Annotated in this window: 14 protein-coding genes; 10 read left to right on the top strand and 4 right to left on the bottom strand. The window is 45.7% G+C overall.

The genetic code is table 11. The features are described 5' to 3' along the window. Window positions 1–22: 22 nt before the first annotated feature. Window positions 23–1,666 carry a methyl-accepting chemotaxis protein gene (locus tag ACVA58_RS13730; RefSeq protein ID WP_446511011.1) on the bottom strand — a complete coding sequence of 548 codons (1,644 nt, stop codon included), beginning with the start codon at window positions 1,664–1,666 and terminating at the stop codon, window positions 23–25. A 393-nt stretch (window positions 1,667–2,059) separates the two neighbouring features. Between ACVA58_RS13730 and ACVA58_RS13725 the strand changes: the two genes are divergently transcribed. The 4 genes from ACVA58_RS13725 (at window position 2,060) to ACVA58_RS13710 (ending at window position 6,785) form a co-directional block, all read left to right on the top strand. Beyond that, window positions 2,060–3,643 carry a methyl-accepting chemotaxis protein gene (locus ACVA58_RS13725; RefSeq protein ID WP_446511010.1) on the top strand — a complete coding sequence of 528 codons (1,584 nt, stop codon included), beginning with the start codon at window positions 2,060–2,062 and terminating at the stop codon, window positions 3,641–3,643. Between the two features lie 140 nt (window positions 3,644–3,783). After that, entirely contained in the window at window positions 3,784–5,709 is a 1,926-nt protein-coding gene (locus ACVA58_RS13720) for a RecQ family ATP-dependent DNA helicase (RefSeq protein ID WP_446511134.1), read from the top strand. 264 nt (window positions 5,710–5,973) lie between these two features. Then, window positions 5,974–6,273, top strand: coding sequence for a YfcZ/YiiS family protein (locus tag ACVA58_RS13715; protein ID WP_446511009.1), 300 nt, complete (start codon window positions 5,974–5,976; stop codon window positions 6,271–6,273). Between the two features lie 347 nt (window positions 6,274–6,620). Beyond that, a complete protein-coding gene (locus tag ACVA58_RS13710) occupies window positions 6,621–6,785 on the top strand; it encodes a hypothetical protein (RefSeq protein ID WP_166645346.1) in 165 nt (54 codons plus the stop codon). A gap of 126 nt (window positions 6,786–6,911) precedes the next feature. On the opposite strand, the gene ACVA58_RS13705 is transcribed toward ACVA58_RS13710, so the two are convergent. From ACVA58_RS13705 to ACVA58_RS13695, 3 genes are all read right to left on the bottom strand, one after another. Further along, window positions 6,912–7,229 carry a DUF1496 domain-containing protein gene (locus tag ACVA58_RS13705; protein ID WP_446511008.1) on the bottom strand — a complete coding sequence of 106 codons (318 nt, stop codon included), beginning with the start codon at window positions 7,227–7,229 and terminating at the stop codon, window positions 6,912–6,914. Window positions 7,230–7,344: 115 nt separating this feature from the next. Next, complete coding sequence (locus tag ACVA58_RS13700; RefSeq protein WP_446511007.1) at window positions 7,345–7,695, bottom strand: RidA family protein; 351 nt, start codon at window positions 7,693–7,695, stop codon at window positions 7,345–7,347. Window positions 7,696–7,869: 174 nt separating this feature from the next. Further along, window positions 7,870–8,547: a DNA alkylation repair protein gene (locus ACVA58_RS13695; protein ID WP_446511006.1), complete on the bottom strand. Its 678-nt coding sequence runs from the start codon at window positions 8,545–8,547 to the stop codon at window positions 7,870–7,872. A gap of 492 nt (window positions 8,548–9,039) precedes the next feature. Between ACVA58_RS13695 and ACVA58_RS13690 the strand changes: the two genes are divergently transcribed. The 6 genes from ACVA58_RS13690 to ACVA58_RS13665 all read left to right on the top strand — a co-directional run bounded on the left by ACVA58_RS13690 (window position 9,040) and on the right by ACVA58_RS13665 (window position 15,941). Then, window positions 9,040–10,407 carry a glutamine synthetase family protein gene (locus ACVA58_RS13690; protein WP_446511005.1) on the top strand — a complete coding sequence of 456 codons (1,368 nt, stop codon included), beginning with the start codon at window positions 9,040–9,042 and terminating at the stop codon, window positions 10,405–10,407. A gap of 15 nt (window positions 10,408–10,422) precedes the next feature. Then, window positions 10,423–11,847, top strand: coding sequence for an aldehyde dehydrogenase family protein (locus tag ACVA58_RS13685; RefSeq protein ID WP_446511004.1), 1,425 nt, complete (start codon window positions 10,423–10,425; stop codon window positions 11,845–11,847). Window positions 11,848–11,877: 30 nt separating this feature from the next. Further along, the gene (locus ACVA58_RS13680; RefSeq protein WP_446511003.1) at window positions 11,878–13,041 is read left to right on the top strand and encodes an iron-containing alcohol dehydrogenase; all 1,164 of its coding nucleotides are present in this window, start codon (window positions 11,878–11,880) and stop codon (window positions 13,039–13,041) included. 8 nt (window positions 13,042–13,049) lie between these two features. After that, window positions 13,050–13,805 (top strand): glutamine amidotransferase-related protein, encoded by a 756-nt coding sequence (locus tag ACVA58_RS13675; protein WP_446511002.1) that lies wholly within the window; start codon window positions 13,050–13,052, stop codon window positions 13,803–13,805. Window positions 13,806–13,891: 86 nt separating this feature from the next. After that, a complete protein-coding gene (locus ACVA58_RS13670; protein WP_446511001.1) occupies window positions 13,892–14,206 on the top strand; it encodes a DOPA 4,5-dioxygenase family protein in 315 nt (104 codons plus the stop codon). Window positions 14,207–14,345: 139 nt separating this feature from the next. Beyond that, window positions 14,346–15,941: a BCCT family transporter gene (locus ACVA58_RS13665; RefSeq protein ID WP_446511000.1), complete on the top strand. Its 1,596-nt coding sequence runs from the start codon at window positions 14,346–14,348 to the stop codon at window positions 15,939–15,941. Window positions 15,942–16,039 lie beyond the last annotated feature (98 nt).

Here is a 16,039-nt window from a genome sequence, read left to right as displayed (position 1 = left end):
CTTCGCTAACAATCAGTGGTTTTCAAACCTGGAAACGACCAACTTGCTGCCGCAATTTCTGGCATTGCGTTGCAAGTTGTATAAAGGCTTCTTCCGTTGCACTTACCTTCCCGACCACTTCTTGACTTTTATCCGCTATTTTTTGGACGTTCTGGCTAATATCTTCACTCACTTGGCTCTGCTGGTTCGCAGCAGTCGCAATTTGCAGGTTCATTTCGTTAATCACTTCGATAGAGTGGCTGATGAGATCCAAAGATTCATTGGCAGTATTTGCCTGGCTCACAGTTGTAATTCCACTCTCACGACTACGCTCCATTGCAGCTACCGCTTGCTTAGCCCCATGTTGCAAACGCTCAATCATCGTTTGAATTTCGCCGGTACTCATTTGTGTTTTGCTCGCAAGTGAACGTACTTCATCAGCTACAACCGCAAAGCCTCTTCCCTGCTCACCGGCACGGGCCGCTTCAATCGCCGCGTTCAACGCCAGTAAATTCGTTTGTTCGGCAATGCCACGGATGACATCCAGAATAGAGGCAATATTAGCAACATCACGCTCTAGCTCGGTGATCACCTGGTTAGACCCTTCAATATCCTCAGATAATTGGTGAATAGAACCCACCGCATTTTCGAGAACGTTTTTGGCTGCTTTAGACTCTTCACTGGCATGCTGACTCGCTTGTGCAGCTTCACGTGCGTGCTGACTGACATTATCGCTGGTCGCACTCATCTCATGCACTGCGGTGGCGACATGGGCGCTTTCTTCCTGTTGCGCGTTTGCATGAATAGCAACATTTTTGGTTTCATTCTGAATATCTCCAGTGGTTTCTTGTACAACCTGTAATGTCGCCGAGACATCTATAATCGTATGATGAATTTCGGAGACAAACGCATTGAAACCTTCGCCAAGCTGTCCGACTTCGTCCTTGCTACTTACTTTGACTCTCTGCGTTAAATTACCATCCCCACTGGCAATATCATTCATGGCTACAGTGAGCTTCTTAAGTGGAGAAATAATGATACTGGACAACAGCCAAGTCCCAGCTAGGGATACCAAAGCCGTAACTATCACTCCCACCTCTAACAGAATTGTGGCCCAGTCGACTTTATCTACCAACTCCTGCTTTACTGACGCTTCTTTTTGTTCGATCGTCGATCTCAGCAACATGAACTCATCAACTAAAGCGGTAAAACCTTCGTTCATTGTTTCACGGTTGGTAAAATAATATTCCTCTGCCTGAGATGGGTCATTAACGATAATTGTGTAATGCTTAACAAGCAGTTGATATCTGGATTGAATCGCATTCAGAGCAGCTTGGTTACGACCAGCAATTGAACCGTCGGCAACCAGTGACTGCGCTGATAATAACCTCCCCAGCGCCTTCGGCTCGTTATCTTCAAACAGCTCGATGTGATAAGCAAGAAAGCCCTTATCACCCGAGGCAAGTACGACCCCCTGAGCAGCGGTATTTAATTGATAAAGATCTCGATATCCCTGATCCATTTGCGCCAATGTCGGTTCAATCTTATGGTCTAGAAAATAATTAATTTGCTTTTGGTCAATGGAGACTGATACTACAAAGGCAAAAAACACCACGAACATGGTGACAGCAAAAATGACGGGGATCAGAAACTTCCAACGAAAGCTTAGATGGTGAATCCAAGACATAGCACACTCCAAATGTATTATTATTTACCTATATCTGTATCAATAACCTATTACCGTTTATTTGTTATAAAAAACACAGTAAAAAGATTAAAAATCAGCAAGGTATATTTTGAAGTATCATTTTAACACCCTCCGATAGTCGCACTTATTTCCTCTACAATTTATGTAACTAAACTCATTACAAAATATATCTTCCCACTCAAGTTGAGACACCGCTGACTCAACTTCTGTTATTCCCCCCCCTAGCCACCCAAAGCAACTAAACGCTACGCTTAACAAACAAACCCGCACGAGTTAACAAAACACACAAAAACCACACAAACAAATTCCATTAATTACATCGTTATGGTCTTATCAATAGTAAAAACAGACACATACAAAGGTTATCTAGTGATGCGCTCAACACCAATAGTTAACACTAACCACCAGCCAAACCTCAATCAGGAAGTAACCTTCCCAGAAGGTGAACAATTAGTCTCAACCACTGATCTTCAAGGGGTTATTACGTACAGTAATGCCGCTTTTTGCCGTGTTGCAGGGTATACAGAACAAGAATTACTCGGGCAAAATCACAATATTATCCGCCACCAAGACATGCCAAAGATGGCATTTGCGGATCTGTGGCAACAGATCCAAGCCAAAAATGCTTGGCGCGGGATTGTAAAGAACCGCACCAAGAACGGTGGTTACTACTGGGTGGACGCTTACGTCACACCGATTTATGACAATGGCAAAGTCATAGGTTATCAATCAGTAAGGGTTAAACCTGATGCCCAGCTGGTGAAAACAGCTGAAACGGCATATAAGCAGTTACTCCAAACGGAACGTGGGAGAAAACGCCTGTCACTCAACCTGCCTAGTCCAGTGAAATATGGGTTACTGTTAGCCGCTTGTGCCCTTCCCGTTGCGATGACATTGGAGGCAAGCGGTATAGGCATTCCTGCCTTGGTCTCGCTTTCCCCTTCTATAGTCTTGGGCGCATTGTTCCGTCAAGAGTTGTTCGGTACGCCGTCAAAAATTACGCACTTGAAATCACAATATGACAGCCTCAGCCGAACCATTTTTTCTGGAAGTGATTCATTTTCGGTCGTCGACTACCACCTGAAAATGGCATCCGCAGGAATGCGGACAGTACTAGGCAGAATGACGGATTCTGCCGCGCCTTTACATGATTTAGCCGACGATTTAAGTGATACCACCAGCCGGGTTAATAGTGCTATCGGCGAACAAAACAAAGCTATTCAGCATATCGCGACAGCAATCGACAATATTTCCGATTCTGCACGGACCATTTCAGTTCACGCTAACGAGAGCCACCAGCTTCTGGATCTGACTCGTGACCAATGCTTCGTCACCCGAAATCAGCTCGATGCAACCCAATCAAGTCTGAATGCACTCTCGACCCAAGCGCGCCACGCCACTGATGCAACCGACAAACTCAGCACCGAGGCCAGTACCGTCAGTGCAGTAATGTCAGAAATTAGTGGTATTGCCGATCAAACCAATTTACTTGCCCTCAACGCTGCCATCGAAGCAGCCCGTGCCGGTGAACATGGCCGAGGTTTTGCTGTCGTTGCCGATGAGGTTCGCGCTCTGTCTTCTCGTACTCAATCAGCAACAGAACAAATTCAGACCAGTATTGGCAATATGCTTACTACTATCGAAAATTGGCAAGTGCTGATCAAGAACAACCATAACGACACCTTGCTGTGTGTTGACCAAGCCGCCCAAGGGGCTGAAGCATTGGGCGCAGTTGAGCAAAACATGCAGGCCATCAATGAGCTTGTCGACCAGGTGTCATCCTCGGCACAAAGCCAAGAGTCCTATGCCCAGCAAACCAGTGAACATATCCACGCTTTAGCCGACACGTCCCAGCAAAACCTCGAGGGCGTGAACCAAGTCGAGCAAAGCAGTGCAGAGATCAAGCGCCGGGTTGATGATTTCTACCTATTAGCGGACAGATTCAAGAATCACTAGGGCTGTTTCACAGTCTGTGTGTATCTCATCGCTATCATTAGTTCAACAACATGAATTCGATAGCAAACAAGCTAACCGAATGGGCAATCCCCCCATACTTAGGTATGATCGGTATATTGCCCCATCAACATAAACTGCCCATGTATCTCAATAACCTTAAACAGTATTTTGGTTTCGATAATCTTCGTCCCGGCCAGGATGAAGTGATAACTAAAGTCATTGAAGGCCATTCTGCTGCCGCTATCTTCCCCACAGGTTCGGGCAAGTCACTGTGTTATCAGTTACCTGCTTTGCAGCTTCCGAACCTAACACTGGTTATCTCGCCACTATTGGCGTTGATGAAAGACCAAATCAGCTTCTTACACAGCAAAGGCATTCAAGCGGCTTCCATCGATTCAAGTCAGAGCTGGGAAGAAACACAGCGCGTTATGCAAGGGGTACGCTCCGGTACCATAAAGATCCTTATGATTTCAGTCGAAAGGCTGAACAATGAGCGTTTTCGTCAATTTATCTCCCAAGTGCCGATCTCATTATTAGTGGTCGACGAAGCCCACTGTATTTCCGAGTGGGGACATAATTTCCGCCCAGATTACCTGAAGCTGCCTCAGTATCGCCAGTTGCTGAATATCCCACAGGTGCTCTTGCTGACAGCGACGGCAACCCCTGCGGTTATCAGTGATATGGGACAAAAATTCGGGATTGAAGATAACAACATTGTGATCACCGGCTTCTATCGCCCAAACCTCGATTTGACCATCGCCCCGACCTCAGAGTCTGACAAACTAGCCACTCTGTATAATACGCTAGCTAGCGATCCGTCACTGCCGAGCATTGTATATGTAACATTACAAAAAACAGCAGAAGAGCTCGCAGCCGCACTGCAACAACAAGGAATCATGGCGCAAGCATACCATGCCGGAATGGACAGCGATCGCCGCCAACAAATTCAAAGTGATTTCATGGCGGGCAAACACCAATGTACGATTGCCACCATCGCCTTTGGTATGGGGATCGACAAAGCCGACATTCGCCGAGTTATTCACTTCGATCTTCCCAAATCAATAGAAAACTACAGCCAGGAAATCGGTAGGGCTGGACGTGATGGCCAGCATTCCGACTGCATACTGCTAGGCAGCAAGTCAGGGCTAAATGTGTTGGAGAACTTCGTTTACGGCGACACCCCCGATCAGTCTGCGATAGAAACAGTACTTGGGCAAATCCAACAAAATGCTCCTCAGTGGGAAGTGGTGCAATTGCGGCTCTCCAAGGAAAGTAATATCCGCATGTTGCCGTTGAAAACCCTGCTGGTATATTTGGAAATGGCCCAAGTCATTGAGCCTCAGTACACCTACTTTGCCGACTACCGCTTCAAATTACTTGTCGATCAGCAATTTATCATCAACCAATTCCAAGGCGAACGACAAAGCTTCGTTAGCCACATCTTTGCCTGCTCGCCAAAAGCACGTACCTGGCATACAGTTGATTTCGATGCTTTATGGCAAACCGCCCAAACAGAGCGTAAACGTGTTGTTGCCGCAATCGACTACTTCAGTGAAAAAGGCTGGGTTGCTTTGGAAAGCAAACAGATGACCGATGTGTATCGTGTTACTAATCCAAACTTCGACATCAACGAAGAAGCCGCACGCTTGTATCAGCTATTTAAAGCCAAAGAGCAGAGTGAAATCGCAAGATTGGACAACATGCTCGCTTTCTTCGAAAGCCCGCAGTGCCTTAGCCATGAATTAGCAACTTACTTTGCAGATCACCAAGCCCCAAAACAATGTGGTCATTGCTCGGCATGCCGTGGTAGCGTTGCCAAGCTGCCATCTGATAACCAGTTAGCTGAAGTATCGGAGAATATGCTTAAAGCATGGTGCGACCCGTTTATTTCCGCTTGCCCAGTAACTCCTTCAGCAGCCGCTCTCACCCGTTTCCTATGCGGAATGACAAGCCCACTTCACAACGCGATTAAAGCTCGCCAGCTATCGGGTTTTGGCAAAATGGAGCAGTACCCTTTCCAGCAAACACTGACTCAAATTCATCAGCTTTATCCAAACCTTAGCTAACTGGGATAAATCATATCTACCCAAGTGACTTGAAGTTACTTGGGTATACTCCACCCTCCTTCCAAGATGAAAGACAACTTCCGCTCGCTGATATCATTTGTATTATGAAAAATAACATTCCCCCGTAGCGATCTTCATCACAAAGTTTTATGATGTCCACATAAATGCAAGTGACTTTAAATTGCAAAATGCAGAGCTACCGAAAGGTAACCAAGCACCTTAAAGTTACTTGGGTACAATATAAATGGAGATAGAGTAAACGCCATGACAAACGAAAGCCAAGATTACCAAACCTGCGAAGCCTGCGGTGTATCTGCTGAGATGGGTTTCATCATTAAAGAAAATGATGATGTTGCTGATGTAAAAATCTTCGGTGGCGATAAAGCAGCTCTAGAAGCTGAACTTGCTAACTACCTTGCGCTAGCTAAAGAAGTTAATACTAACTTCAAGCATGAAGTTAGCCCGCTTAAAGATGACAGCACAGAACTAACGGCACGTATCCAATTCGAGTGCAGTGCAGAAAAACTGATTTTTGAGCTTAAAACACGCTCACTAATGCGTTAATTCGCTTAGTAAACTGAAAATTTGTGTAATTTTACAACATTTTTCTCATAATTCAGAAAAGCTGATTCCTTCATGGTATCGGCTTTTTTTGTGCCACTTTACAGCTATATTTAATAAAGCACTCAATATGGACATAGTTACTCTATTTGCTTGCATATATTCCCAGCTCACTGGTCAGATATGCCTAAAAGCGATTCTCTGTTATCAATGAGTATCAAACAAAGTGCATTCGCAGAACGAATTAATAGTGGAAATTGATCTCGTTTTGTATGAAAATGACAGCAACACTATGAATCACTAAGCACATGATATTGAATCCATATCATGGATAGAAAAGGAAATATTCGATGAACAGCAATAAAGCACGAGTGATCTCTAACTGGAAACCAACTAACGAGCGCGAATCTGCGGCATTGAAAGAGTTTTTGATGCAAGAAATGGGAGCTAAAACTGCTCACCATGAAGGCGGTACCGGCAAACTTGGTCCTGATTCAGGTCGCCTTATTCGCTAATCCAGACATTCAATATTCAAGTAACAGTTCCCCCTGTTACGACAATGCAGCCTGCCCTTTGGGATATGGCTGCATTTTCTTTATAGGCTAATTATTGTGGCGCGATGTCGTCAAATAAATCTTTAACTACAGCTTCTTTTCAACCTTGACCCACTTGAGGGCACCATTGGTTTCAAAGTGTTTCTCCGGCTGACATTCAATCAGCACGCCTTCAATGGCGATCACTGCCCCCAACGAGTATGACTGCCCTTGATAGAAGCAAACACGCTGAGTATTGAATGTCCCTTCAAGGCTCAATTTAGGCTGGGATTTTACCGATATCTCTTTTGCCATGACAGGCAATGACGCTGGCATCGCCAATAGCAAGAACAAAGTGAACACAATAAACTGAGAACGGGAAGTGCATTTACAACAAGCCTGCCATACCGAATTCCGCTTTTTCATTACCACATCCTCCTTGATAAACACCTAGAGCCCACACACAACTAACCCTTAGCTATTATTATCGACCCAATTAATCTTTTACTTAAGCAATGAGATGATAATTCGTTAATAGCGATTATTCTTTAACTGCAGCGACAACGGAGATTTCCACTAGCAACACATCGCGCGCCATGCTCGCTTCAACACATGCACGTGCTGGAGCGTGACCTGCTGGCACCCAGCTGTCCCATACCGCGTTCATTTCAGCGAAATCTTTCATGTCTTTGATGTAAATTGTCGCAGAAAGCATGTGCTCTTTATCACTGCCAGCTTGTTCCAGTAGCGTTTCTACTTTATCTAGCATGGTTTGAGTTTGCTCAGTGATACCTTGTGTCGCATCTGCACAGACTTGGCCACATAGGTAAACAGTACCATTATGCTTTACGATACGGCTCATACGCTGACCAGTTTCTTGACGTTCAATCACAATAAATGCCTTCTTATGTTATTGGGGCCTAGCGGCCCAGATATATACCCAAGTGACTTCAAGGTACTTGGGTATAATGTAATTATGTTAATTACGGTTCAGCGCTATATTAACAACTGCACACTGCTCAGTAAAAAGAATTTATGACTATCAATTTGATAGCGACTTGAGTGTTTATAGATTCTTCAACGCCTCTTGCTGGCTCAAAGGAGACAATTGTTCTTGGTAGCGTTGAACGAAGGACTTCACGTATTCTGCATCCGTCTTAGCGTATTCTCTCAGCACCCAACCAATCGCTTTTCGAATAAAAAACTCTTGCTCACCGGCTAGCATCAGAATTGTTTCTTCAAGCAACGAGAGGTTTGTCTCTTTCTTGTGTTTGAGGTGAATAAGCAGTGAGGCACGACGTAGCCACATACTGTCTGACTGACGCCAACTGCGGACGACATCCTCAAGTTCGCGGTGCTCTTGCACCAACGGGCCGATAAGGTTCGAGGCGATTTTGTCGACCGTATCCCAATGGCTTGCTTCTGTAAGCATTTCTTCGTAAACGGAAAATGCCTCTAGGGTACGAAACGACTTGTAATACTCAGCAGCATCCATCGCGAGATATTGCTCTTCGCGATTTTCACCCGACCATAGCCAAAGCACCAATCGCTTGTACTCAATGAAAGAAGTGATCTGAGTATGCTCTCGGGCTTGCTTAAAAATCTCTTTTCGCTCTGGTGCCTTTACACCATAAAAATCCTGTTCGGTTTTCATATACGCTTGCATGGCTTTCGCATCATCGGCATTACCCGCTTCGGCCATTCGCTGCTGCATGAATATCACCATCGGAATAACAAGTGACATCAATAACTTCCTTTTCTTTACTTATCATTAATATATTTTGCTGATATTGGAACACAGTTACTGGCTCAGTACCAATGTCTCATACCCAAGTGACCTCAAGTTGTAAAATTCAGAGCTTCATCAAGGTGTTCAGTTCAAGGAAAATAACTGAATGGAATAGCAGTCTATTTCGAGGTTATTTGACACAGAAATGGGCGCCTTGATGAACTCTCAAAGGGCGAGTTTACTTGAATACTAGGCGGTGTTAGCGATTATTGATTTAGAGCCACTAGATCATCAAATTCGCTGCCTTGCCTATCATTCAAGTAATTCTCGCTGAATCAAACACCTTGAGGTTACTTGGGTATACCTAAGACTTTTTCACCCTATTGATAAAGTTGACGAATGTCCGACCTCTTCCTAGGTTTATATCAATAATAAAAAAATCCTAGTTACAGTCATAATTGCCTATTCAATTTAACACCGCTCAGCCAACAGAAGGGATACCCGCTTATGGTGCCAAGAGAGGTCAAAACGGTTAACGATGCCAAGCAGATCATCGAGGAGCGTAAACTCAGCCACGTCAAGGTTGGGCTGTTCGACAACGATGGCGTGATGCGCGGCAAGTACATGTCTAAGGAGAAATTCTTTTCTTCCCTCGATACTGGTTTTGCCTTTTGTGACGTTGTCTTGGGATGGGACGTTAAAGATCAGCTCTATGACAATACCCAATACACAGGCTGGCACACAGGCTATCCCGACGCGCCAGTACGAATTATCCCTTCAAGTTGCCGCGATGTACTGGGTGAAGATGGCATGCTGTTGTTTATGGCTGAGTTTGCCGGAGAAGCCGAGTCGGTATGCCCAAGGGCAACACTACGAAGAGTATTGGATAAAGCCAAATCCATGGGACTTCTCCCCAAGGCTGCTTTCGAGTATGAGTTCTTCCTCTTTCGTGAAACTCCCCACTCTGTTCGCGAAAAAGGTTTTCGCAACCTAGTGCCAATAACACCCGATTGGTTTGGCTATTCGATGATACGAAACTCAACCTACTCCGAACTCTATCAATCTATTCTTGCGATGGCCGAGACCATGGACTTTCCCATTGAAGGGATCCATTCTGAGACCGGTCCAGGGGTAATTGAAGCCGCGATTGCCGTCGACCACGCTTGTCATGCGGCCGACAAGGCGGCACTGTTTAAAACCTACATGAAAGTGCTGGCCCAGAAGAATGATCTCATGGCCACCTTTATGGCTAAATGGAGTAATGACTATCCTGGTCAGAGTGGCCACATTCATCTCTCTCTGCAAGATCAAGACGGCAAGAGTGTATTCTTCGATGGTGATCAAGATCATTCAATGAGCACCCTACAACGGCATTTTCTCGCCGGTCAACAACGTCTGATGCCTGAGCTACTGTGTATGGTCGCACCTTCTGTTAACAGCTACAGCCGAATGATCCCCGGATTTTGGGCCCCAACTGATGCCACTTGGGGTATCGAAAACCGTACTACGTCACTACGAGTGATCACCGGCTCTCAAAAATCACAACGCATCGAATACCGTATTGGAGCGGCAGATGCCAACCCATTTTTAGCATTGGCTGCCGCGTTGGGATCCGGTTTGATTGGTATTGAACAGGGCTGGGAGCCATCGGATCCAGTCTTAGGAAATGCTTACCAACAAACTCACAGTGACACTCTCGCCTTACCCCGAACGCTTTGGGATGCCACTCAGCAATTTAAGCAGTCTGAAGCTGCAGTTTCACTCTTTGGCCAGGCATTTGTCGACCATTTTTCCGCTTCGCGAGAATGGGAGGATAGAGAGTTTAGAAAGCACGTAACTGACTGGGAGCTCAGCCGTTACTTCGAGATTATTTAACACAAGGAAAGGCGCTTGAACCATTCAGCCAAAAACAATAGGCAGCAAGGAGTTATCCAGAACACGATCTCTCCAGCCGATGGCAGTGTTGTCGCGACAGTGACAATGGCGGCTCCCGAAGATATCCAGCAAACATTGGATAAAGCGAACATCGCACAAAAGATGTGGAAGCAAGAGCCTTTAGCTCAACGACAAGACTACTGCAGTCGGGCTATCGATGCGCTGCTTAGCCACCGAGATATGATTGCCAGCGAACTGAGTTGGATGATGGGTAGACCAATACGGCATAGCAGTAGTGAATTAAAAGGTGTCGAAGAGCGGGCTCGGTACATGATAAAGCATAGTGAGCAAGCACTTGCCACCATCAAACTTCCTGAAAAAATGGGCTTCACTCGTTATATCTCCAGAGAACCATTGGGCACAGTATTGGTGATCTCGCCTTGGAACTATCCCTACCTCACCGCTATCAACTCAATCATACCGGCCCTGCTAGCAGGTAATAGTGTGATTTTAAAGCCGTCTTCCCACACACCTCTTTGTGCCCAACGATTCCAACAAGCTTTTGATGAAGCTCAACTGCCTGAAGGCATATTCCAGTATTTGTTCTTAAGCCATGATGCAACCGAAGCTACTGTTAGCAGTGAGCAAATTCAGCACGTGGTATTTACAGGATCAGTCACTGGCGGGGCAAACGTCGAGATCGCAGCAGCCGGCCATTTTCACGGACTTGGCCTTGAGCTTGGTGGTAACGATCCAGCCTACGTCTGCAATGACGCAGATATAAACCTCGCCGTTGACACCATTGTTGACGGTGCGCTCTATAATGCCGGGCAATCATGCTGTGCCATTGAACGAGTTTATGTTGATTATCGGGTGCATGATGAGTTTGTCGAAAAGGCAGTCCAACTCGTTAATCAATATCAATTGGGCTTTCCACTCGATGAAGACACGACGTTGGGTCCTTTAGTTTCGGTATCAGCGGCCGATCATGTCCGCCAACAAATTACAGATGCCCAGCAAAAAGGCGCTCAAATACATATATCAGAAGCCTGTTTTCCAAACAGTAAACCCGGCACCCCTTACCTCGCTCCACAGCTGTTGACGGATGCGAATCATCACATGAGAATCATGACAGAAGAAACGTTTGGACCTGTATTGCCCATTCAAAGAGTATATTCAGATCAAGAAGCTGTCGATTTAATGAATGACAGTGAATACGGTTTAACCGCCTGTGTTTTTACCTCTGATTTAAGCCGGGCGATCAGTATTGGCGAGCAAGTCGAGACCGGCACCTTTTTCGCCAACCGCTGCGATTATTTGGATCCCGCCCTAGCTTGGACAGGAGTCAAACACTCAGGAAAAGGCTACGCTTTATCAATACTCGGTTTCGAAACATTAACTCGTCCCAAGTCATTTCACCTTAAGCATCCGACCGAATGAATCGTATCACCTAACATACCGGACTAATCTATGACTCAGCTGCATTGGCACTACCCTACAGAAATTCTTGTTGGCGAGCATGCCAGTTCGCAGCTAGCCTCAATATGTAAAACACGGTCAATCCAACGTCCCCTCTTCGTTGTCGATCCCGCACTAACCGATACTCAAGCTATCCGAGATCTTCTCTCATCTTGCCAAACAGCTACTTTACAGAGCTCTATTTTTAGTGAGTATTCAGGCAATCCCACAGGCGAGCAGGTGGAGCATGGCAAAGAATGTTTTTTAAAAGGAAATCATGACGGCGTTATCACCATTGGTGGGGGATCATCCATCGACATCGGCAAAGCCATCGCTTTGGTTGCTAAACAACAGCAATCCTTATGGCAGTTTGAAGATGTTGGCGAGAACTGGACCAAAGCCGAGTCTAGCCTTATCGCCCCAGTCATCGCATTGCCAACCACCGCAGGAACGGGCTCAGAGGTCGGCAGGGCATCGGTCATTACTGATACTCAAAGTCAGTCCAAGCGCATTATTTTCCATCCGAAGATGCTTCCCGTACAAGTGATACTTGATCCGCGGCTAACCATCGAACTCCCTCCACACCTCACAGCAGCCACAGGAATGGATGCGTTATCTCACAATCTTGAGGCTTACTGCTCCCCCAGCTATCATCCCATGGCTGAAGCGATTGCTATCGAGGGAATGCGGCTGATAAAACTCTATCTTCCTATTGCACATATCGATGGTAACAACCTTCAAGCCAGAACTCAGATGCTAATAGCCTCAACCATGGGGGCAACAGCCTTTCAGAAGGGGCTTGGAGCGATGCACGCTTTGGCTCATACCCTCGGGGCGCGCTACAACTTACACCATGGCCTGCTAAACGCCGTCTTAATGCCCTATGTACTGTGTGCAAACCGGCACTATCTTCATGAAAAGATGCTGAGGCTTTCCCATTATCTCGAGCTGGAAAAAGAGGGATTTGACGGTGTTCTTGAATGGATACTCGCACTTCGTAAGCAACTTAATATCCCTCATACCTTATCTGATCTAGACGTTAATACTCAGGATAAAAAAGCCATTGCTGCACAGTCTGTACTGGACCCCGCAGCCTGTGGAAACCCCATCCACCTATCTCAAGAACAATATGAAAACGTGTTTTACCATGCCCTCAACGGCACGTTCGATCTATAGGATGCCATATGAAATTAGGTGTATTACTGTGTGATGATGTTAGGCCCGAGTTACAGGGTAAGCATGGAAACTATCCAACCATGTTTTCCAATCTTTTCGCCGCTGTCGACCCAAATATCACACTTCAATTTTATCGAGTCATTGACGGTCAATACCCACAATCCTTGAGTGAGTGCGACGGTTATCTAACCAGTGGTAGCCGATACAGTGTTTATGAACAAAGCCGATGGATAAATGTTTTCCAAGGGTTCATCCACCAACTCTACTTTCAGCAAGTCCCACTGGTCGGTATTTGCTTTGGCCATCAAATGATCGCGCAAGCGTTAGCCGGGGAAGTGGTATGTTCAGAACGAGGCTGGGGAATTGGCGCAACACAAATAACCATTGATTTAAAAGCAGCACAACGCTGCCCTTGGATAACCGAACCAGCTGAAACCTTATCCCTGCTGGTAAGTCATCAAGATCAGGTCCTTCGCTCCCCCTCAGAATGTATCACCCTCGCTGGCAGTAATTTTTGCCCAAACAGCATCCTGTTAGTCGGCGATCATTTTCTCGGTATCCAGGGACATCCAGAATTTACCCCTGAATACCTTTTCGATTTATTGAAACTCAGAAAGAACACTTATCCAACAGCAACATATCAAAGCGCATTAAATTCGTTGGTTCAGCCGACAGACCACCTTCAGGTGACCCGGTGGATCATCCAGTTCTTCCGCTACTGGCAGTTTATCAACGAGCCTCACACCTTCAATAAAACCGAATAAGTCCTTCAAACAAACCAACTCGTCTCTTTTTCCTCACAGCTTACAATGATATTTCATTACTAATGGCTGAGATAAAGGAGCACTCCATGTACCACGCCCATATCTATTTTGATGAGCACCAAATCAACACTGCGAAGCGCCTATACCAAGAGATCGCTCAGCGCGAAGATATTGAAGCCATTTTTCCACTGGTTAATCGTGAAGTTGGGCCACACAGCAAGCCTATGTTTGAAGTACATTTTGGCCATGGTAATCATCACTTTATCGAATGGCTGAAAATCAACCGCAGTAAGCTCTCAGTGCTGATCCACCCTGTTACCAATAATGCACTTTCAGATCACACAACCGAGGCAACTTGGCTAGGTAAAACGTTACCAATCAAGGTCGATATATTGTTTTGAGTTCTTAACAAAAACCCGCGCATTAGCGTCAGAATTATGCATCAAAAGTGACAAAACTCTCAATAATTTGGTTTTCTTGATTGATTTTGTTAGCATAGCCGACAAAATTTACTTTGCACTCTAAACAATTGAGGAAATAATGACTGTCACTAAGGATAAGTACAGTATTGATAATACCGACTATACCGTCGGTCAGGACAACATTCAGAAATGGGGATTTGATGTTCACAACCCTGTCTTCGGCGCAAGCGCTGGCCTCATCATCTTCTTTCTCATTGCTCTTTTAGTCAGCGACCCTGAGACCGCCAAAGCCACTCTTGATGGCATGAAATGGAAAATCATCGGTAGCTTCGACAACATGTTCATGTGGGCCGGTAACCTCTTCCTAATATTCTGTCTTGGCCTCATCATTTCACCGTTCGGTAAAATACGTATCGGTGGCCATGACGCAAAACCTGATCATTCAAACCTCTCTTGGATTGCGATGTTGTTCGCTGGCGGGATGGGGATCGGATTGATGTTCTGGGGTGTCGCCGAGCCAACAGCCTACTTTACCGGTTGGTACGAAACACCTTTAGGTGTTGAAGCGTACTCAGAAGAAGCCGCATATGCTGCACTTGGGGCAACCATGTTCCACTGGGGCTTGCACCCTTGGGCTATCTACGCCGTTGTTGCATTATCTATGGCATTTTTTGCTTTCAACAAAGGTCTGCCACTCTCATTCCGTTCAGTATTTTACCCATTGCTAGGTGACAGAACATGGGGTTGGTTTGGTCATATCATTGATGTGCTTGCCGTATTGGCTACACTATTTGGCCTTGCTACTTCGTTAGGTTTAGGTGCGCAGCAAGCCGCAAGTGGCCTTAGCCACGTCTTCGGTATTGAAAATGGCCTAGGTATTCAATTGGCGGTTATCGCATTTGTAACTGCATTGGCTATTTTTTCGGTTATCCGAGGCATTGATGGCGGCGTTAAAGTATTGAGTAATATTAATATACTCGTTGCTTTCTCTTTGCTGATTTTCGTTATCGTACTCACCCTATCGACCTTTTTGAAAACCCTTCCGACAGCACTGCTTGGCTACATCGAGAATATCCTTCCGCTGAGTAATCCGCATGGTCGCGAAGATGAAGCTTGGATGCACGGCTGGACCGTCTTCTATTGGGCGTGGTGGATTTCTTGGTCACCATGTGTCGGTATGTTTATCGCCCGAGTATCAAGGGGACGTACTGTGCGTGAGTTTATTACTGCAGTAATCTTCATCCCTACCACTATCACTCTAATTTGGATGTCAGCCTTCGGTGGTCTAGCTATTGAACAAGTAGTGAGCAAAGTGGGTGAGCTTGGGACAAATGGTCTAACCGATGTCACATTGTCACTGTTCCATGCATTCGACGCACTACCGTTTAGTACTGCGCTGTCAGTGATCTCCATTGCCCTAATCATGGTCTTCTTTATCACGTCATCTGACTCAGCATCATTGGTTATCGACAGCATCACAGCTGGCGGTAAAATGGATGCCCCGGTTCCTCAGCGTATTTTCTGGGCTACCGTTGAAGGTGCTATCGCGGCAATGCTGCTTTGGATTGGTGGAACAGAAGCAATCCAAGCACTGCAAGCTGGCGCTATTTCGACCGCCTTGCCATTTACCATCATCTTAATGGTAATGTGTATCAGCTTGCTCTTGGGTATGCGTAGTGAGTTGAAAATTTACCACTCGGCTTACGCTAACTAACCTATAAGCCGTTGCTAAAACAACAAAGCCGTAGCAATTGCTACGGCTTTTTCTTTGCTTGAATTCCTCTCAAATATTAACAGCTTATTGTGTATATT

Source organism: Photobacterium sp. DNB22_13_2 (assembly GCF_052873915.1).
Note: the sequence above shows the minus strand (reverse complement) of the source record. Positions and strands in the feature narration are given on the sequence as shown.